The 18,579-nt window shown below is 74.9% G+C and carries 11 protein-coding genes and 1 pseudogene; 6 read left to right on the top strand and 6 right to left on the bottom strand.

Annotation, left to right across the window (positions count from 1 at the left end; all coding sequences use genetic code 11):
* Positions 1 to 42 precede the first annotated feature (42 nt).
* From QSK52_RS10260 to QSK52_RS10250, 3 genes are all read right to left on the bottom strand, one after another.
* Positions 43 to 2,199: a M4 family metallopeptidase gene (locus QSK52_RS10260; RefSeq protein WP_285735636.1), complete on the bottom strand. Its 2,157-nt coding sequence runs from the start codon at positions 2,197 to 2,199 to the stop codon at positions 43 to 45.
* Between the two features lie 193 nt (positions 2,200 to 2,392).
* The gene (locus tag QSK52_RS10255) at positions 2,393 to 3,373 is read right to left on the bottom strand and encodes a formylglycine-generating enzyme family protein (RefSeq protein WP_285735635.1); all 981 of its coding nucleotides are present in this window, start codon (positions 3,371 to 3,373) and stop codon (positions 2,393 to 2,395) included.
* 80 nt (positions 3,374 to 3,453) lie between these two features.
* Positions 3,454 to 4,878, bottom strand: coding sequence for a sulfatase family protein (locus QSK52_RS10250; protein WP_285735634.1), 1,425 nt, complete (start codon positions 4,876 to 4,878; stop codon positions 3,454 to 3,456).
* Positions 4,879 to 5,129: 251 nt separating this feature from the next.
* On the opposite strand from QSK52_RS10250, the gene QSK52_RS10245 reads away from it, so the two are divergent.
* The 4 genes from QSK52_RS10245 to QSK52_RS10230 all read left to right on the top strand — a co-directional run bounded on the left by QSK52_RS10245 (position 5,130) and on the right by QSK52_RS10230 (position 9,891).
* A complete protein-coding gene (locus QSK52_RS10245; protein ID WP_285735633.1) occupies positions 5,130 to 5,819 on the top strand; it encodes an ArsR/SmtB family transcription factor in 690 nt (229 codons plus the stop codon).
* Positions 5,816 to 7,108 carry an MFS transporter gene (locus QSK52_RS10240; RefSeq protein WP_285735632.1) on the top strand — a complete coding sequence of 431 codons (1,293 nt, stop codon included), beginning with the start codon at positions 5,816 to 5,818 and terminating at the stop codon, positions 7,106 to 7,108. The genes QSK52_RS10245 and QSK52_RS10240 overlap by 4 nt, the downstream gene beginning before the upstream one ends.
* 506 nt (positions 7,109 to 7,614) lie before the next feature.
* Complete coding sequence (locus tag QSK52_RS10235) at positions 7,615 to 8,715, top strand: M20 family metallopeptidase (RefSeq protein ID WP_285735631.1); 1,101 nt, start codon at positions 7,615 to 7,617, stop codon at positions 8,713 to 8,715.
* Positions 8,716 to 8,979: 264 nt separating this feature from the next.
* Positions 8,980 to 9,891, top strand: a complete 912-nt coding sequence (locus tag QSK52_RS10230; RefSeq protein WP_285735630.1) for a hypothetical protein — start codon at positions 8,980 to 8,982, stop codon at positions 9,889 to 9,891.
* A 141-nt stretch (positions 9,892 to 10,032) separates the two neighbouring features.
* On the opposite strand, the pseudogene QSK52_RS10225 reads toward QSK52_RS10230, so the two are convergent.
* Both QSK52_RS10225 and QSK52_RS10220 read right to left on the bottom strand, forming a co-directional pair.
* A pseudogene (locus QSK52_RS10225) lies at positions 10,033 to 10,224 on the bottom strand (IS5-like element ISMt1 family transposase); the annotation flags it as partial.
* Between the two features lie 38 nt (positions 10,225 to 10,262).
* Positions 10,263 to 11,033 carry a DUF1062 domain-containing protein gene (locus tag QSK52_RS10220; RefSeq protein WP_285735629.1) on the bottom strand — a complete coding sequence of 257 codons (771 nt, stop codon included), beginning with the start codon at positions 11,031 to 11,033 and terminating at the stop codon, positions 10,263 to 10,265.
* A gap of 432 nt (positions 11,034 to 11,465) precedes the next feature.
* On the opposite strand from QSK52_RS10220, the gene QSK52_RS10215 reads away from it, so the two are divergent.
* Positions 11,466 to 14,042 carry a serine/threonine-protein kinase gene (locus QSK52_RS10215; protein WP_285735628.1) on the top strand — a complete coding sequence of 859 codons (2,577 nt, stop codon included), beginning with the start codon at positions 11,466 to 11,468 and terminating at the stop codon, positions 14,040 to 14,042.
* A gap of 263 nt (positions 14,043 to 14,305) precedes the next feature.
* On the opposite strand, the gene QSK52_RS10210 is transcribed toward QSK52_RS10215, so the two are convergent.
* Complete coding sequence (locus QSK52_RS10210; protein WP_285735627.1) at positions 14,306 to 15,334, bottom strand: ROK family protein; 1,029 nt, start codon at positions 15,332 to 15,334, stop codon at positions 14,306 to 14,308.
* A gap of 286 nt (positions 15,335 to 15,620) precedes the next feature.
* Here QSK52_RS10210 and QSK52_RS10205 point away from each other — a divergent pair, with 286 nt between their 5' ends.
* On the top strand, positions 15,621 to 18,539 hold the full coding sequence (locus QSK52_RS10205; RefSeq protein ID WP_285735626.1) for a hypothetical protein: 2,919 nt from the start codon (positions 15,621 to 15,623) through the stop codon (positions 18,537 to 18,539).
* The last annotated feature ends 40 nt before the right edge of the window (positions 18,540 to 18,579 follow it).

Below are 18,579 nucleotides of genomic sequence, written 5' to 3'. Positions count from 1 at the left end.
CCTTTAAGGCCCTGCTGTCGGGGACGTCGCGGAACCCGCCGGTCAGCCGACGCTGACGTCGTCGACCAGGAAGGTGGTCGACAGGTAGGCGTCCTCCTGCCCGGCGAACTGCAGGCTGACGCTCTGCCCGCGGAAGGCGCTCAGGTCGACGGTCCTCTGCACGTACCCGGCCGAGGCGTTGGCGTTGGAGTACGTCGCCAGGGTCTGGCCGTTGACGTTGACCTTGAGGGTGTCGTACGCGGTGGAGCCGGACTCCTGGGTGGTGACCTTGAGCCAGAAGGTGAGCTTCGGGGTGCCGCTCGCCGGGACGGCGACGTTGTTCTGCGCGAGCGTCTCGGTGGCCGCGGAGCCGTAGCCCATCATCCAGGCGTACCAGGTGCCGCCGTGGGCCTGCTGCTGGGTGGAGTTGGTGATGTCGTTGGCGCTCTGCGTCCAGCCGGTGGCGCCCTGCTCGAAGTCGCCGTTGGTCAGCGCGTTGCCCGGGTTGGGGTTGCCGGTGGGCGAGGAGGTCGGCGAGGTGCTCGGCGACGGGGACGGGTTGCCGCCCGGGTCGGGCAGCGCGGTGCCGATCGAGACGGCCGCCCACGCCTTGGAGACGATGTACCGCTCCTGGGAGTTGGTGCCGTACAGGTCGGCGGCGGCCTGCAGGGTGGCGGTGCGCGCCGCCGAGTAGTTGGTGGTGGAGGTCATGTAGGTGGACAGGGCGCGGTACCAGACCGCCGCGGCCTTGTCCTTGCCGATGCCGTTGAAGGTGTCGCCGTTGCACGGGGTGCCGTTGTGCGGCAGGCCGCCGATGGTCTTGGCGCCGGTGCCCTCGGCAGTCAGGTAGAAGAAGTGGTTGGCGATGCCGGAGGAGTAGTGCACGTCGACCTGTCCGGCCCGGCTGCTGTAGCAGGACAGCGAGGAGCCGTCCGCGGCCGGGTTGTCCATCCGGCGCAGGTAGCCGTTGCCCATCCGGAGCTTCTCGCCGATGTAGTAGTCGCCGGGGTCGGTGCTGTTGTTGGCGTAGAACTCGACCATGGTGCCGAAGATGTCCGACGTCGCCTCGTTGAGGCCGCCGCTCTCGCCGGAGTAGTTGAGGTTGGCGGTGGCGGCGGTGACGCCGTGGCTCATCTCGTGGCCGGAGACGTCCAGGGCGGTGAGCGGGGTGTTGCCGTTCTGCGAGGAGCCGTCGCCGAAGGACATGCAGAAGCAGGAGTCGTCGTAGAACGCGTTCAGCAGCTGGTTGTCCACGTGGACGTAGGCGGGGGCGCCGCGGCCGTCGTTGCGGATGCCGGAGCGGTTGAAGGTGTTCTTGTAGAAGTCCCAGGTCTTCGCCAGGCCGTAGGAGGCGTCCACGGCGGCGCTCTCCCGGCTCGAGGTGGAGCCGTTGCCCCAGGAGTTGGTCGACTTGGAGAAGGTCCGGGCGTTCTGCGCGGGGTTGGACTGCGGGCTGTTGTACGAGTCGTAGACGATCGTGGAGCCGTGCAGCGCGTCGGTCAGCGTGTAGCCGCTGCCGCCCTGGCTGGTCTCGATGGTGACCTGGCCGACGTTGACGCCGTTGCCGGTGCCGGAGACGGTCTGGTTGACCTCGTACTGGTCCAGCACCGCCCCGCTGGCGGCGTCCAGCAGGACCGCCTCGCGGGAGTTCGCGCCCGCCTCGCCCGCGCCGGTCACGGTGTTGCGGTAGGCCAGCACCGGGACCTTGCCGACCGCCCAGACCACCAGTTGGCTGGTGTCCAGGTTGGTGGTGCGGGCCTCCTTGACGTGCTTGGCGCTGCGCACGGCGGCCGCCGAGGCGTCCTGGCCGGACAGCTTGGGCGTCACGCCCGCCACCTTGATCGCGCCCTCGTGGGCCCAGGTGGTCGAGCTGACCTTGCCGTTCCGGCCGTAGTGGACGACCAGGTCGCCGCCGACCACCGGCAGGCCGCGGTAGGTGCGGTCGTAGCGCACGTGCCGGGCACCGTCGTTGTCGACCAGCACGTCCTTGGGCAGCAGGCGCTCGTCCGGGCCCAGGCCCAGGCTCTTGGCCAGCCCCTTGGCGTCCTTCTCCGCCTGCTCCAGGAGCGCGGTGCGGCCCACCGAGGTCATCGCCTGGAATCCGGCACCGTTCGCGGTGGTGCCGCTGGCCAGTGCGGGGGACTGGGAACTCGCCACCATCACGGTGCCCATGGTGAGGGCGGCCGCAACAGCTGCCGCCAGAGCGGTCTTGCGGTTCATCGGGTTTCCTCCCGCCGAGCCGGGGTCGATGGGGGACGGTCGACGACACCGATGGGGTGTGGCGCCGCGACCGGTTTCAGCTCGGCGGCAGGACGCTAGGGCCGCGGGGCGCCCCCGCGACACGCCCTCACCGCCCCGGCAAGGGCCGGTCAAGGGTGTGCGGGTCCGGGTGGCGGGGGGAGGCCCGGCGGCCTCAACGGGCCACGCGGAAGCCGATGTTGCCGCTGGAGCTGTCCGGGGTGTTGGCGGAGCGGGCGGCCAGGCGGTAGCGGTTGCAGTAGGAGGCGTGGCACATGTGGGAGCCGCCGCGCATGACTCGGGAGGTGCCGGTGGGCGGGCCGAGCGGGTCGTGCCGGGTGGCGGGGGTGTCGGCGCGGTGGTGGTCGGGGCTGAAGCGGTCGGCGCACCACTCCCAGACGTTGCCGAGCACGTTGTAGAGGCCGTGGCCGTTGGGGCGGTACGAGCGGACGGGGGCGGTGGAGCGGTGCCGGCCGGTGCTGCGGACCGGGAAGTCGCCCTGCCAGATGTTGAGCATCTCCCGTCCGCCGGGCGCGAGTTCGTCGCCCCACGGGTAGCGGGTGCCCTCCCGGCCGCCGCGGGCCGCGTACTCCCACTGGGCCTCGGTGGGCAGCCGGGTGCCGGACCAGTCGCAGTACGCCCGGGCGTCGTTCCAGGAGACGTGCACCACCGGGTGCTGCTGGCGGGCGGCGTGGTCGCTGCCGGGGCCCTCGGGGGCGCGCCAGGTGGCGCCCGCGACGGCCCGCCACCACGGGGTGGCGGCGACCCGCGGGGAGGCGGCGCGCAGCCGGTCGGTGAGGAAGCCCTCGAAGACGAAGCTGGAGCCGAAGCGCTCGGCGTCGGTGACGTACCCGGTCTCCCGGACGAAGGACGCGAACTCGGCGTTGGTGACGGTGGTCGCGGCGATGGCGAACGGCGCGAGCCGCACCTCGCGGACCGGCCCCTCGCCGTCCCCGGGGATGCCGTCCGGGTCCTGCCCGCCCATCCGGAACACCCCGCCCGGCAGCTCCAGCAGCCCGCGGGCGGCCCGCACCGCGGCGGGCGAGCGGGGCGCGGGGGCGGCGGGCGCGGCTTCCGGGGTCAGGACCGGCAGGGCGGGCAGCACGGGCAGGCCGAGGTCGGCGGGCTCGTGCCCGGGGGTGCAGCAGGAGAGCATGGCGGCCTCTTCTTCGCGGGGGTGCGGGTCCGGCCGGTCGCCGGGGAGACGACCGGCCGGGGTACTCGGGGAGGGTGGTGTCAGGCGCTGCGCTCGGCGGCGAGGGTCGCGGCGAGGGCCGGGATCCCGAGCGCCTGCTCCTGGGCCGGGGTGGCCCGGTACAGCCGGTTGACCAGCTGGTACGGATCGGCGTCCAGGTCGTAGTACTCGCGGAAGGCGACCTCGCCGGTGCCGACGGGCAGGCCGTTCGCATCGGTGTGCAGCTTGTAGTACTCGGTGTACTGCTCGGTCCTCGACAGGTACGAGGACCAGGTGTGCGGCCGCCCGGCCTGGTGGACGCCCTGCTCCCAGTACTCGACCAGCAGGTGGTCGCGGCTGTACGAGCCGAGCAGCGAGTGCCCGTCGAGCGCCCAGTCGGGGGTGATCCCGGCCGCCTCCAGGATGGTCGGGGCGAGGTCGATGTTGGCGACGATCCGGTGGTCGGCGGGACTGCCCGCGCCGAGGCCGCCGGCCGGCCAGGAGAGGTAGAACGGCACCTCGACGGAGGGCAGGTAGGGCACCGACTTCTTCGACCAGCCGTGGTCGGCCCAGGTGTAGCCGTTGTCGCCGAGGTAGATCACCAGGGTGTTGTCGAGCTGCCCGAGCGCGGCGAGCCTGTCGTGCAGGGCCTGCACGGCGTCGTCCACCGAGAGCAGGGTGCGCAGTTGGCGGGCCCGCAGCTGCCGGGCGGTGTCGAGGGTCGCGGTGGCGTCCTGGATCCACTGGGGCTTGTCGCTGCGGTCGGCCTCGTCGACGGACGGGCGGCCGTTCCAGCCGGGGACGGCGGTGTCGGCGTACTTGGGCTCGGGCGTGTTGGGCTCGTGCGAGGCCTTCGGGGCGACGAACGCGAACCAGGGGCGCGGGTCGGTGGCGGCCTTGTCGAGGAAGGCCAGCGCGCGGTCGCGGATCACCGAGGTCGAGTAGCCGGGGATGGTGCGCACGGTGCCGTTGTCGTTGTACTGGCCGTCGTCGTAGACCACCGGCGCGGCCAGCAGCCACTCGTCGAAGTGCGGCGGGTTGTCGGCCGGCTGCCAGGCGTTCAGGTACTTGCCGAACAGCCCGGTGCGGTACCCGGCCCGGTGCAGCGCCCGCTGGACGGTGTCGTGCTGGTCGAGGTTGTACGGGTGGCCGTTGTCGCGGACGCCGTGGTGGTGCGCGTACTGCCCGCTGAAGATCGAGGAGCGGGACGGCGCGCACAGCGGCGTGGTGACGTGCCCGGCGGTGAACCGCACGCCGTGGCCGACCAGCCAGTCCACCGTCTTCGGGGTGGCCCACTCGGTCTGCTTGGGCTGGTCGTCGGTGAGGATCACCAGCACGTTCGGCCGGCCGGCGCCCGCGGCGGCGGCGCTCCCGGCGCCGAGGCCCAGCGGCAGCGCGGTCGCGGCGGCCACCGAGGCGGCGCCCGCGAGAAAACCGCGGCGGCCCAACTTCGCTTCTTCGTACGGAGGTTCGGGGTTCCGACTCATGGCGTGCATACCCTTTCGCAGGAGGAGTGGCGGCAGGCGGTGCGAGTCGGCGGGCGTCCCCGTCCGGACGGATCGTGCGCGGCGCGCTGACGGTGAACCTACGGGCGCGCCGGAGGCCCCCGCAATCGCCCGCGGGCAGACAACGCACGCTGTTCACGGGCCCGTTGCAATGTTTCGCACACCACCCGCGGGCCCCCTCGGCCAGGACGTGAGAGTTGACTCTCAGATATTGTGAGAGCACACTCTCAGGCATGAGCTCCGGCAACCCGCTCGGTGACGTCGAGGTCACCGATCCCAGGGCGATGCGCGCCCTGGCCCACCCCGTGCGACTGGCGATCCTGGATCGACTGCGACGCCACGGACCTTCCACCGCAACGGAGTTGGCGCCGCACGTGGGTGCCACCCCGACGGTCGCCAGCTGGCACCTGCGACACCTGGCCGAGTTCGGGCTGGTGCGGGACGCCGAGCCCGGACCCGACCGGCGCAAGCGGCGCTGGGAGGCGGTCGGGCGCGGGTTCCGGTTCGCGCCGGGGGCGGACGGGGAGAGCCGGGAGGCCGCCGGGGCGCTCGCCCAGCTGATGTTCCGGCGCTCCGCCGACGCCCCGGCCCGCTGGATGGCCGAGGTCGGCCCGACGCTGCCGCCGCAGTGGCTGCGGCTGTCCGGCCTGGCCGACACCCGGGTCGCCCTCTCCCCCGCCGAACTCGCCGAACTCTCGGACGCCATCGAGCAGTTGCTCGCCCCGTACGTCCACCGCGACGCCGCCGGCCGGCCGGTGGACGCGCGCGTGGTGCGCCTGATGCGCTACGTCCTGCCGGAGGGCACCGAGACGGACGGGGCCGCGGCGGACGGGACCGCGGCGGACGGGACCGGGACGGACGAGGCCGCGACGGGCGGCCCGGAGCCGTCCGACGGCCCGGCGTCGACGGGCGGCCCGGCGTGAGCTCGCCGCTGCGCGGGAACGGGCGGTTCCGGCGGTTCTGGGCCGGGCAGGCGGTCTCCCAGTTCGGCGACCGGGTCTCCGAGTTGGCGCTGCCGCTGATCGCGGTCGGCCCGCTGGGGGCGAGCACCGCGCAGGTCGCCGGGCTGACCGCGGCGCTCTGGGCGCCGAACCTGCTCGCGGTGCTGCTCGGCGCCTGGGTGGACGGCCGCACCGACCAGCGGCGGCTGCTGGTGCTGGCCGACCTGGTCCGGGCCGCGGCCCTCGCCACCCTCCCGGCGGCCGCGCTGTTCGGCGCGGTGACGCTGGGCCAGCTGTACGCCGTCGCGGTGGTGACGGGCACCGCGGGCGTGCTGTTCGGCACCGCGTACGCGCCGTTCTTCGCGCACCTGGTGCCGCGCTCGGCCTACCTCGCGGCCAACAGCCACCTCAGCAGCACCCGTTCGGCCTCGCAACTGGCCGGTCCGGCACTCGGCGGAGTGCTGGTGCAGGTGCTGACCGCACCCGTCGCGGTGCTCGCCGACGCGCTGTCCTTCCTGGCCTCGGCCCTGCTGGTCGGCGGCGTCCGGACCGATCCGCCGCCCCGCCCGGCGGGATCGGGCGCAGCGGTGCGGGCCCGGGCCCGGCAGGGGCTGGCGTTCGTGCTGCGGCACCCGTACCTGCGGGCGAGCCTGGGCTGCTGCACCACCGTCAACTTCTTCACCTTCGTCGGCCACAGCCTGACCGTGCTCTTCGCGAGCCGCGAACTGGGCCTGTCCGCGGGCCGGATCGGCCTGGCCCTCGCCGTCGGCGCGACCGGGAGCCTGCTGGGCGCGGTGACCGCCCCGGCGCTGTCGCGGCGGATCGGCGTCGGCCGGACGATCGTGCTGGGCGCGGTGCTGTTCCCGGCCCCGATCGCCCTGCTGGTCCTCGCGGACGGCCCGTCCTGGGCCCGGACCGGCGTGCTGGCGGGCGCGGAGTTCCTCTCCGGCCTGGGCGTGATGCTGCTCGACGTCCCGCTGAACGCCCTGCAGACCGCGGTCGTCCCCGACCACCTGCGCAGCCGGGTCTCCGGCGCCTTCGCCACCGTCAACTACGGCGTCCGCCCGCTCGGCGCCCTGCTCGGCGGCCTGCTCGGCACCGCCCTGGGCCTGCGCCCCGCCCTGCTCACCGCCGCAGCCGGCGGCACCCTCGCCGCCCTGTGGCTGCTCCCCTCCCCCATCCCCCGCGTCCGCACCCTCGACGCCCTGCCCCCCGCCCCGTCCGCGCCGCGCACCGAAACCGACTCCCGCCCGACGACGGTCGTCCCTTAGGCCCTCTCGTTCGGGGAATGGCGTTGCGCGCCCCGGACCGGCCCGCTTCCGTGGTGCGACGGAGGCACCAACTCCCGCTGCTGTCACCGCTTTTCGCCGCGACGGATACTTCGTACTGCCCGGCGTGCTCACGGGCGGGCAGGTGAGCCGACGGCGCTCCCTGCTCGCCCGGCGCATCGCGCTCGCCCCTCCGGCGCCCGGCCGCACCGTCCCGGCGCCCCGCACGTCGACGGCCTCACCCCCACCGAGGACGACGGCTGCCCGGGCGCCTTCACCGTCCTGGCCGGCCTGCTGCTCACCGAACAGCGGCAGCACGACCGCGGCAACCTCCGGGTCCGGCCCGGAACCCACCTGCGCACCGCCGCCGACGAGCGGCGCGAGACCGTGCGCTTCCGGCTGCGCGCCGACGGCCACCGCGAACGCTGGCGCGAGGCGGTCACCGACCCGCTGCCGGAGTTCGCCCGGGTGCCCGTCGGACCGGCGGGGGCACCGGATAGCCTTCGGGGATGACGATGCACAAGAGCGTCCGGGTGAGTGTCGAGGCGATGGTCGAGGACCTCAGGACGCTCGTCGAGACCGAGTCCCCCTCGGGCGACGTCACGGCCCTGAAGGCTTCGGCCGGGGTCGTCGCCGCCGTGATCGAGAACCGCCTCGGCGGGCGGGCCGTGCTCGTCGAGGACGGCGGACTGCCGCACGTCCACTGGTCGGGCGGCGGCGAACCCCGAGTGCTGGTCCTCGGCCACCACGACACGGTGTTCCCGCTCGGCACCCTGGAGCGCCGCCCCTTCGAGGTCGCGGAGGGACGGGCCACCGGCCCCGGCGTCTTCGACATGCTCGGCGGCCTGGTCCAGGCCGTCCACGGCCTGGCCTCGCTCGACGACCTGACCGGCGTGGAGATCCTCGTCACCGCCGACGAGGAGGTCGGCTCCCGGACCTCCCGCGCCCTGATCGAGGAACGCGCGCTCGCCTGCGGCGCCGTCCTGGTCCTCGAAGGCGCCGCCGACGGCGGCGGACTGAAGACCGCCCGCAAGGGCTGCGGCACCTTCGAGGTCTCCGTCACCGGCCGCGCCTCGCACGCCGGGCTCGAACCCGAGGCCGGGATCAACGCGCTGGTCGAGGCCGCCCACCAGGTCCTGGACATCGCCGCGCTCGGCCGCCCGGAGCTCGGGACCACCGTCACCCCGACCGTCGCGTCCGCGGGAACCCTGGACAACGTCGTCCCGGCCGGAGCCACCGTCCTCGTCGACGTCCGGGTCGAGACCGCCGAGGAGAAGGACCGCGTCGAGGCCGCGTTCGCGGCCCTGACCCCGCACCTCGACGGCGCGCGGATCACCGTCCGGGGAGCCGTCGGGCGGCCCCCGATGCCCGAGTCCGCCTCGCTCCGGCTCTTCGCGGAGGCCCGGCGGCTGCTCCCCGGCCTCGAAGGCCGGGCGGTCGGCGGCGGGAGCGACGGCAACTTCACCGCCGCACTCGGCGTCCCGACGCTCGACGGCCTCGGAGCGGTCGGCGGCGGCGCCCACTCCGACCACGAGTACCTGCTGGTCGACGCCATGGCCGAACGGGCGAACCTCGTCGCCGGACTGGTGCGCGCGATCCGCAACGGCTAGGAGCCGTCCGGCCGATCAAGCGGCCGGCTGCTTCGTCACCTCCCGACGCTACGCTCCGCCCGTGGACCCGTCCCGGGCGCCGGGACGGGTCCGGACAGCGGAGTCGTACGAGGGAGCGCAGGAATGATCGTCACCACACCACCCGCCCGGGCCCTCCTGCTGCGGGACTTCCCGGAACTGGCCGTGCACGGAAGGACAGCCACCCGCCTGCACCCGCGACCGGGCACACCGGACATCTGCGACAGCTCCGTGGGAGGACCACTGTTGTGGCCCGCCTCCGAGCCCTGGCCCGTGTGCGGGGAGGAGCACTACGTCGAGAAGCGGACCGTGCTCTCCGCCGAGGAGAGCGCCGCGCGGCGCGCCGATTCGCTGGCGAGCGCCGAGGCCCAGCTCCGACGGCGCGAGCAGGACGGCGCCCCGCCGCAGACGCTGGAGTTTCTCCGCGCCGACATCAAGCGCCTCGGCAGTGCAACCGGGCCGATCGTGGAGCGCACCCACCTTCTCGAACGGCCGCCGGCTCCGATCCCCCTGGTCCCGGTGCTCCAGCTCCACCGGGGTGACGCCCCCGGTCTGGAGTTCCCCGAGGGGACGGATCTCCTGCAGCTCCTCTGGTGCCCCCATCCGCACACCGACATGTGCCATGAGGAGCAGGCATTCTGGCGTAACGCCGCCAGTGTCACCGACGTGCGGCCGACAGCACCGGCACCCGATCCGGCCGCCGCGGCGCGACGCGTTCCGCGTCCCTGCACCGTCGAACCGGAGCAGGTCACCGAGTATCCGCCGATCTGCCTCCTCGACCGCGACGCGGACCACTTCGAGCCCTTCGGCCTGCTGCCGGCGGAGACCGAGGACCGCCTCTACAGGTGGGACAGGGAACAGCCGGAGGACGACGACTACTTCCAGTTGGCGACCGCCCCCGGCTGGAAGGTCGGCGGCTGGGACCCGAGCGCCGCCGAACCGGACCACCTGCGCACCTGTTCGTGCGGAACGCTCATGCGCCCGCTGCTCTCCACGTACCGCTGGGAGAACCTGGCGGGCTGGCCCTCCCAGAACGGTCCCGATTCGCGGGACGACGAGGGCCCCACCGGCGTGGACTTCGCCCGCAACGGCTCGTATGCGATCCTCTACTGCCCGGTCGACCCGCGGACTCACGGCCTGGAGCACATCATCGACTGATCCGGCTTCGGTCTCACCGCGCGGGCGAGGCCGCCCTGCACCTCGCATCCGCGGCAGAGGTCAGCGTTGGCGAGTGCGGGTCCCGTTCCTCCCTCGCCGGCGGCGAGGGAGGAGAGCGCGGGATGGTCGCTCTGCAAGGATTCAGGGTCCAAGCCGCGTGACGGGGGCGGCTGAGGTGACGGTGCCGAGCAAGTCGTAGCCGCGCTTGTCGTAACGGGTAGCCACCGCACGGTGGTTCTTCAGCCTGTTGATGGCCCGTTCCACGGTGTTCCGCTTGTTGTACCGGCCCTCGTCGAAGCCGGGCGGCCGTCCGCCGCGCGATCCTCTGCGCTTGCCTTTCTGTCGACCCGTTGGATACACCGATGCGCACCTTAGGAGACGACTCGGGCAGGCGTCTCATGAAGGCGGAAGCCCTTGCCGCCCGATGATCCAAAGGAGAGAACCTGGGTGTGCGCCGCGGCCCGGCGCGGGAGCTCCCGGCCGGGGGCGGGCGGCGGGCCGGTCCGGGACGGGACGGGGTGTTCGGCGGCGGGCGCGTCGAGGGGCTTCGCGTGCTCGGCCGCGTCGACGGGACCGGGTCCGTGGAGGGTGAGTTCGAAGTCCCGGTGCGCCTTGGCGTCCGGTGCGAGCGGCGGACGGACCCGCCCGTCGGCGACCAGGCGGCGCACCTCGGCCCGGCTCAGGCCAAGGCCGAGCTGGAGCAGCCGCTCCACCCGGACCGGCGCGGGCAGCTCGAAGCGCACCTGCACCGGGAGCGGGTTCGGGTCGTCGAGCGCGTACGGCGGCGTGCGGGTCTCCAGCTCCCACGTGCCGGTCCAGTCGAGCCGGTACCGGTTCTTCGCCGCGAGCGAGGCGCTCGTCACCAACTCCCGTACGACTGCCGCGTCGTTGTTCTCGTACGCCACCAGCCGGGCCGGATCCAGCGTCGAGACGTGGACGCGCTCGTGGACGGGCACCTTCGAGGTCCGGTCGCACGTCGTGCAGCTCAGCAGCAGCCAGACGTCGAGCAGCTTGCCGTTCGCGTTGGCCCGGATCTTCCCCGAGGCGCGGTGCCGCGTGCCGGGGCAGTCCGGGCAGGGGCGGACGACGGTGGGCAGGGCGGACTGACGCACGGCCCAGCGGGCCTTGCGGTCGGTATTCATGTGGATGGGGTGCTTTCAGGACTCAGCAGGAGGGCGTGCCGAACTCACTCGGCGGCTCCCGCTCTCCGACGGGTGCTCACGAGGGGCGCGACCGGTCACCCGGGGCCGGGTGCTCAGGCTCCGAGTCCGATCGCGCGACAGGTGCGTACGACGTGGCAGTTGTCAGAAGTCCATGCGGGCGAGCATGGTCGAGACGGCGGTCCGCGGCAACCGGATTTCCCGTGCACAGGGCGCGGACGTCGAGCCGGGCTCCGGGTTCCGACGCCGTCGGGCTACCGGCCGGACCGCCCTCCGCCCGCACCGGTCGGTGAGCGGTCGTCAGGTTCCCCACCCGGTGCGGGAGATCGTGCACCCGGTACCCCTGCTGGGAACGGGGTGGTGTCCATACGCTTGTCCTCGGTCAGTACACCGGAGAAACGTGAGCGGGGGACCGTGGCGAACGAGACGGAGCCGGGCCGGGTGGTCGGTGGACGCTACCGCCTGATCCGGCAGTTGGGCGCGGGCGGGTTCGGGCAGGTCTGGCGGGCGCGGGACGAGACGCTGCAGATCGACGTCGCGGTCAAGGCGGTGTGGATCCCGCCCTCCGCAACGGAGGAGGAGCGGCGGGAGCGGCTGGTGCGGGCGGAGCGCGAGGCCCGCAACGCCGCGCGGCTGCGTGACCACCCCAATGTCGTGACCGTGCACGACGTGGTCGTCGACGACGGAGTCCCCTGGATCGTCATGCAGCTCGTCGACGGCGTCTCGCTGCAGCAACGGCTGGCCGCGCAGGGCCCGTTGAGCGTCGGGACCGCGGCCTCGGTCGCGTCGGCACTGCTCGACGCCCTCGGCACCGCTCACGCCGCGGGCGTCCAGCACCGCGACGTCAAGCCCGCCAACGTCATGCTCACCGGTGACGGACGGATCCTGCTGACGGACTTCGGCATCGCCGTCCACCACGACGACACCGCGCTGACCGGGACCGGGCTGCTGATCGGCTCGGTGGAGTACCTCGCGCCCGAACGGGTGCGGGGCGGCGGCGGCCCGGTCAGCGACCTCTTCTCGCTCGGGGTGACCCTCTACCAGGCGGTCGAGGGCTTCTCGCCGTTCCGCCGGGGAACGGCCGGTGACACGTTGAGCGCCGTCCTGTTCGACGAGCCGCCCCGGCCGCAGCGGGCGGGAGCGCTCGCGCCGCTCGTCGCCCGGCTGCTCGTCAAGGATCCGGACCGCCGGGCGACGGTCCAGGAGGCCGGTGAGCTGCTGGAGGCGGTGAGCGCAGGCGGTTCCGGCTGCACGCCCGGGCCCGTCGCACCCGTCACGCCCGTCCGGCCCCCGGCCGTCACCGCGCCGGACGCCCGGCACCGGCGCCGGGCGATCGGTGCGCTGGCCACGGCGGAACAGGCCGCCCGCGCCTGCGACGACGTGGAGGGGGCGCTGTGGATCGCCCGGGCGGCCGGTGTGTGGGCGGGCATCGACGCGGTCCGCGGATCGGCCCTCGCCGACGAGGCCGAGCGCGCCGCCCGTGCGGCGGAGGGGCCGATGGAGCGGCTGGTCCTCCTCGCCGAGGCCGCCGGCAGCCTGGCGGCACTCGGTGACGGCCGGGCCCGGACCCTCCTGGAGGAGGCCGGGTCCCTGCTGGACCAGCTCGACGGCCAAGACCGCGAAACCGTCCTGCTGTTCCTGGCCCGGGCTCTCTTCGCCGTCGATCCCGGCGGGGAGAACCGGTTCGCGGACGAGTACGAGGGCCTCCTGCGCGCCGGGAAGGAGGGCTCGGACCTGGCCGAGGAGCTGTGGCTGCTGGCGGACGAGTGGTACGACGTCGCCCCCGACCGGGCCGGGGAACTGGAGGCCGAGGCGGCCGACCTGGGCGCCGCCGCAGCTGCGACCCCGCGCGTCCCGGCTCCGAGGGCCGCCGACCGGAGCGCCCCGGGCGCCGAGGAGGTCGCGGCTGCGCACGGGGCGGAGCGCACCGCACGCGCCCTGCCGCCGGGGCGGGAACGGGCCCTGACCCTCCTGCACGCCGCCCGCCTCCTCGCCCCGCTCGACCCCGACCGGGCGCAGCAGCTGACCGCGGACGCGGAGGGGGACGTCGCCCGCGTCGCCTTCCGGTGGCGCCGGGCGCGCCCGCAGCAGGAGGTCCGGTCGGTGCGCGTGGGCATCGCCGGGGCGTGGGCGGCCACCGATCCCGAGCGGGCCGTCGCGCTCGCGGAAGCGGCGACGGCCGGTCTCGCCGCTGTCGGCACCGACGAGGAGTCGGACCGCCTCCGGTGCGAGGCCGCCGCCGTGCTGGTCGGCGCCGCCGAGGCGCAGGCCGCTTCCGCCGCGGAGCACGCACCGGCGCTCGCGGCGCGCGGCGTGGCCATGGCCCGGCAGGTCGGTCCCGACCACGCGCCCCACCCGGCGCTGGCCGCGATCGGACGGGCGCTGGTGAACTCGGCCTGGTGGTTCGTGCACCACGCCGAGCAGGTCGCCGTCGGGGGCACCGATCCGGACCGCGTCGACCAGCTGCTGGCCGACGCCGAACGCACCCTGGCCCTGCTCTCCGAGCACGTGGCAGGACACCCGCAGCTGTGGGTGGTCGAGGGGATCGACGGCGTCATGGTCAAGGAGACGCAGGTACGCGCCGAGGTCGCCGCGGCCGCGATCGACGTGGTCGTCCGCCTGACCGCCCGGCATCCCGGACGAGGTCTGCGGATGCTGCCGCGAGCCGACCGGCTGGCGCCTGACGGTGACGACCACACGGCCCTGCGGACGGCGCGATCGGCGCTGGCGCAGAACCTGATGCTGGCGAGCTGGCGCGCCGGGACCGACGGGTCCGAGCTGTCGGAGCTGTCGGAGCAGCTGTTCGAGGAAGCCCTGCGGCACGCCGTCGGCCTTCAGTACCCGCTCTGGCTGGTGGGTTTGACGCGGATACGGTCCCGCACCGACCCGGAGAGGGCCGAGCGGGTCGCCCGAGCCGCCTCCGAGGACGGCACCCGCGCCGCGGCCTGGCTCGCCGTCGCACGAGCCTGGCTGCACCGGGCCGCGGCCTGAGCGGCGCTCCGTGCGGGCGGAGCCGGCCGGTTCCGCCGTCACCCGGAGGTGCGGGCGGAGCCGGGGACCGTCCGTCCCGGGGTGACGGTCCCCGGCGCCGAGACACCGAGACACCGAGGCGCTGAGACACCGAGGCGCTGAGGCGCTGAGGCGCCGAGGCGCTAAGGCACCGAGCTCCGGGAAGCGGGGCGGCCACGCCCCGGCGTCCGGCTCGCGAAGGCGCGGGCGCGGGCGGGCGGGCCGGGGCCGGGGCCGGGGCCCGGTCAGACCGGCAGAGCGGCCGCGGGGGCCGGGCGGCGGGCGGCGAGGAGGCGGCCGGCGCCGATGAGGCCGGAGTCGTCGTCGGCGGCGCCGAGGACGACCGCGTCGCGGATCTCCTCGGGGGTGAGGCCGAAGCAGCCGAGCCGTTCGAGTTCGGCGGTGAGGAGCTGGGCGTAGCGCGGGCCGACGGCGAGGGCGAAGCCGCCGATCAGGACGTAGCGGCGGATGCCGATCGCGGTGAAGACGGCGGTGATCGCGGAGGCGAGGGCGGTGATGCCGGGGCGCAGGGCGTCGGTCGCGAAGGCGTCGCCGGTACGCAGCGCGGCCACCAGGGCGTGGTTGTCGAGCCGTTCGGGGTCGGGTGCGGTGGCGGCGAGGGCGGAGCGGGCGTAGCCGTCCGGGTCGGCGTGGGCGGCGCGGCGGGCGGCGGCGAGGGCGCCGCGGCCGGAGGCGAGGGCGCCGAGGTGGCCGCGGCCGCCGCAGTCGCAGGGGGCGGCGTCGGGGGACGGGTCGACGGTCCAGTGGCCGAGTTCGCCGCCGTGGCCCTCGGTGTCGAGCAGGACCTCGCCGTGGCGGAAGACCTTGTTGCCGATGCCGGAGCTGACCGTGATCAGGCAGAACGGCCGCTCGTCGGCGGGGTCGACGTAGCGCCAGACCGCGGCCGTCAGGTCGTTGACCACGACGACGGGCAGGCCGAGGCGTTCCTCCAACTGCCGCTGCACCGGGAGCTGTTCGCCGGGGCCGCCCCAGACGGTGGGTGCGGCCAGGGCGCGGCCGTCGGCGGTGACGGGGCCCGCGAAGGCGATGGCGACGGCGCTGCTGCCGTGGCGTGCGACGGCTTCGGCGGCGAGGGCGGCGACCTGGTCGAGCACCCGGGCCTGCAGCTGGGCGACCGGCAGGTCGGGGTGCGCGGCTATGCCGTCGGTGGGGACGCGGCGGACGTCGGTGACGGCGTCCTCGGACACGTCGTAGCGGGCGGTGCGCAGCGTGGTGCCGCCGAGGTCGATGACGGTGTATGCGGCGTCGGACAAGGCTGGCTCCCCAGGCTTCGGTGCTCGGTGCTCGGTGCCCGGCGCTTGCGCCGTACGGTGCGTCCGGCGGCGTGCGGGTGGGCTGCGGCGTGATCGTACACGGCCGGGGAGAAATATGGGAGCGCTCCCACAGCTCCCGTCCCTGACCCCGACGGGGCCGGACCGGTGTGCGGCGTCGGGGGCGGGGTCTACATTGGTCTCCCGGCGCCGGTTCGGGCGCGGGGCGGTGGCTGCGGGGGTGGCGATGGCGTCCGGTTCGGGTCGTGGCGGCACGGGGATCGGCGGGGTGCGCACCACCGCCAAGTACGAGGTGGACGCGCTGGTCCAGGACCTGGTGGCGCAGTTCAGCTCGGCCCGGCTGCCGATGCCGGTGGTGGTGCTGTACGCGCAGGAGGACGATCCGGAGCTGGACGCGGAGGTCCGCTCCGTGGTCCGGGCGGTGCAGGAGGCGCAGGAGGGCGGCGACCTGCCGCACCGGACGGTGCCGCACGCGCCGGACGGCGATCCGCACGGCAACGCGATCGCGATCCTGGACGGTCTGGCGAAGGGCCCGTGGGCCCGCCGCGGGCCGTCCTGGTACCGCGGCTACCCGGCGCCCCGCTCCCGGCTGGTGGCGGCGATCGAGGCCGCCACCCGGCACGTGCTGGACGACCCCGCCGGAGCGACGACCGCCGCCGGGGCGGGGTCGGCCGCCGGGCCGGGCCCCGCCGCGCGGCCGTTCGAGGAGCTGGTGGAGTCGGTGCTCGCCCGGCTGCGGGACCTGCACTGGCGGCCCGAACCCCGGGGCACCGGTGGCGAGTTGCAGCGCCTGCTGTCGCCCGTCCTGAACTCCACCACGCTGATCGGGGCGTTCGTCCTGGCGGCGCTCACCAGCCTGCTGACGCAGGCGAGTTGGCAGCTGGTCGCGGCGGTGCTGCTGGGGGCGGTGGCGGTGCTCGGGGCGACCGGCTGGGTGCGGCGCAACACGGCGCCGCTGTCCTGGCTGGGCCCGGCCAGCCGCTGGTTCGCCACGACGACGTTCCTGGCCGCGTCGGGGCGGCAGGCGGCGGCCTGGTCGCTGTGGCGGCCGCGGATGTCCTGGGACGTGACGCAGGCCCGGGCCCGCGAGGTGGCCGGGGAGATCCTGAAGGCCCAACTGCCCGGCACCCCGGCCGAGGAGCGCGACCGCGCCCAGCAGTTCCACCTCCAACTGCGCACCCTGGCCCTGCTGGAGGACCTGCGCTGGGCGCACCGTTCCTGGGCGCCGGACGCCCGGGGCCGCAAGCGGCGCGTCCCGCCGGTGGTGTTCGTGCCGCGGGCGGACGCGCCGGGCGGCGCGCTGCGGGTGCTGGGCGCGATCTCCGACGTGCGCAGCCGCCGCAGCGAGCAGGACCCGCTGCTGGTGCTGGCCGCGGTCGCGCACGCGGACGTGACGGCCTGGCTGGAGGACGAGCGCACCGTCCCGCCCGGCGGGCACTCCTTCGAGCCGCGCGGCGGCCCGTACGAGAGCTGGGTGAGCGACCTGCGGGTGCGTCAGGCGCCGAGCCGCGGGCGGGCGTTGGCGTGGACGCTGCCGGTGCGGCTGACCAGGCAGCAGTTGCAGGCGGGCGGGAGCACCCGGTTGGCGCCGGTGCCGGTGCGGCGCTCCTGGTGGTTCCTGTGGTCGCGCTGGTCGGTGCTGCTGGCGCTGGTGCTGGTGGCGGCCGGGGCGGGGCTGCGGGTGCAGCAGCTGGCGGGGCAGTACTGCGAGGCCCGGCTGGTGGGTTCGAACCCGGACGCGGTCTGGCGCACCGGCCCGGGCGGGACGCGGGAGTGCGTGGGCGTGGCCACCGGCTCGGTGACCTTCGCGGGGGACGGCGGCGGCGTGCGCCTGAGCGGCGAGCTGCCGGGGCGGGACGCCGAGCGCACCGGGGCGGACGTCGGGCTGGGCGAGCTGGAGGAGGCGATCCGGCGGGAGAACGCGCGGGTGGACGCGCTGCCGGACGTCCGCTACGTGACGGTGGTGTACGCGGGCGCGCTGACCACCGCGGCCGGGCAGGAGGGCCGGGCGCTGAACGGCCTGAAGGAGCTGGCGGGCGTCCACCTGGCGCAGGTGCGCAACAACGCGGGCGACCCGCTGAAGGTGAAGGTGCTGGTCGCCAACGGCGGGCAGGACATGTACTTCCAGACCGAGATGGTGCACCGGATCGTCGACCTCGCCGCCCGGGACCGCTCGATCGCCGGGGTGGTCGGCCTGGGCCGGGACACCGAGGACAGCGACGCCGCGCTGACGCTGCTGCAGCAGGCCGGCCTGGCCGTGGTCAGCACCACCAACTCGGCCAGCTACCTGGCCCGCGGCCACGTCAACTACTTCGGCCTGGCCGCCACCGACCAGGAGGAGGCGGCGGCGCTGCGCCTGATCGTCGACGGCCTCGGCACCCCGCCGCAGGACCGCTGGGCGGCCGTGCTGACCCGCACCCCCACGCCCGATGACCGCTACAGCCCCGAGCACGCCCGCTACGGCAGCGCGATGCTCACCGACGCGGGCTACCGGCTGATCGGCGGCCGCCCGCTGGAGTACGGCCTGAACAGCAACGGCGACCCGGACTACGAGCAGGCGCTCGCCACCACCTGCCACGGCGAGCACCCGCCGGCCGTGCTGTACCTGGCCGGGCGCGCCGACGACGTCAACCAGCTGATGCGGCGGCTGGCCGACGACAAGGGCTGCGCCCGGCCGCTGACCGTCCTCACCGGGGACGACCTGACCAAGGCGCAGTTCCGCACCGGCGGCACCGCGGTGGCCCCGCAGGCCACCCTGTACTACACCGCGCTGAGCGACCCGGCCGCGACGGCGCGCGGCTCCGACCTGGCCGCGACCGCCGCAGGCGTCCTGCACCTGGTGCCGCGGGCCGCCAACCCGTACGAGGACGACGTCTTCTCGGACGGTTCGCTCGCCCTCGCCTACGACGCGGTGGCGGCGCTGCAGGCCGGTGCGGCCAAGGCCGGGGCCTCGCAGCTGAGCGGGACGGGCTCGGTGATGGCGGCGCTGCGCGCGGTGCAGCTGAACAACCGGCCCACCGGGACGGTCGACTTCCGCGGGGCCGCCCCGCTGGCCACCGACCCGCTGCCCGGGCACGGCCTGCACGTGATCCGGGTCCGGCGCGACGCGCAGGGCGCGCCGGTCGTCGACCACCTGTGCGGGCGCCCGGCGGGTGAGACCGCTCCGCTGACCGGCTGCGCGCCCTGAGCGGGGGCCGGTCGGCAGCTGGCGCCCCGCGTCCAGCGGG

Origin of the sequence: Kitasatospora phosalacinea (assembly GCF_030268885.1) — a bacterium.
Lineage (GTDB): Bacteria > Actinomycetota > Actinomycetes > Streptomycetales > Streptomycetaceae > Kitasatospora > Kitasatospora phosalacinea_C.
The sequence above is the reverse complement of the archived record's forward strand: the minus strand, read 5'-3'. Positions and strand labels throughout refer to the sequence as shown.

What these genes read in the sequence shown, in the direction of transcription:
- QSK52_RS10235 (WP_285735631.1), top strand. Translation starts at nt 7,615, where the DNA reads ATGACGATGCACAAGAGCGTCCGGGTGAGTGTCGAGGCGATGGTCGAG.
- QSK52_RS10260 (WP_285735636.1), bottom strand. Translation starts at nt 2,199, where the DNA reads ATGAACCGCAAGACCGCTCTGGCGGCAGCTGTTGCGGCCGCCCTCACC.
- QSK52_RS10255 (WP_285735635.1), bottom strand. Translation starts at nt 3,373, where the DNA reads ATGCTCTCCTGCTGCACCCCCGGGCACGAGCCCGCCGACCTCGGCCTG.
- QSK52_RS10245 (WP_285735633.1), top strand. Translation starts at nt 5,130, where the DNA reads ATGAGCTCCGGCAACCCGCTCGGTGACGTCGAGGTCACCGATCCCAGG.
- QSK52_RS10220 (WP_285735629.1), bottom strand. Translation starts at nt 11,033, where the DNA reads ATGAATACCGACCGCAAGGCCCGCTGGGCCGTGCGTCAGTCCGCCCTG.
- QSK52_RS10250 (WP_285735634.1), bottom strand. Translation starts at nt 4,878, where the DNA reads ATGAGTCGGAACCCCGAACCTCCGTACGAAGAAGCGAAGTTGGGCCGC.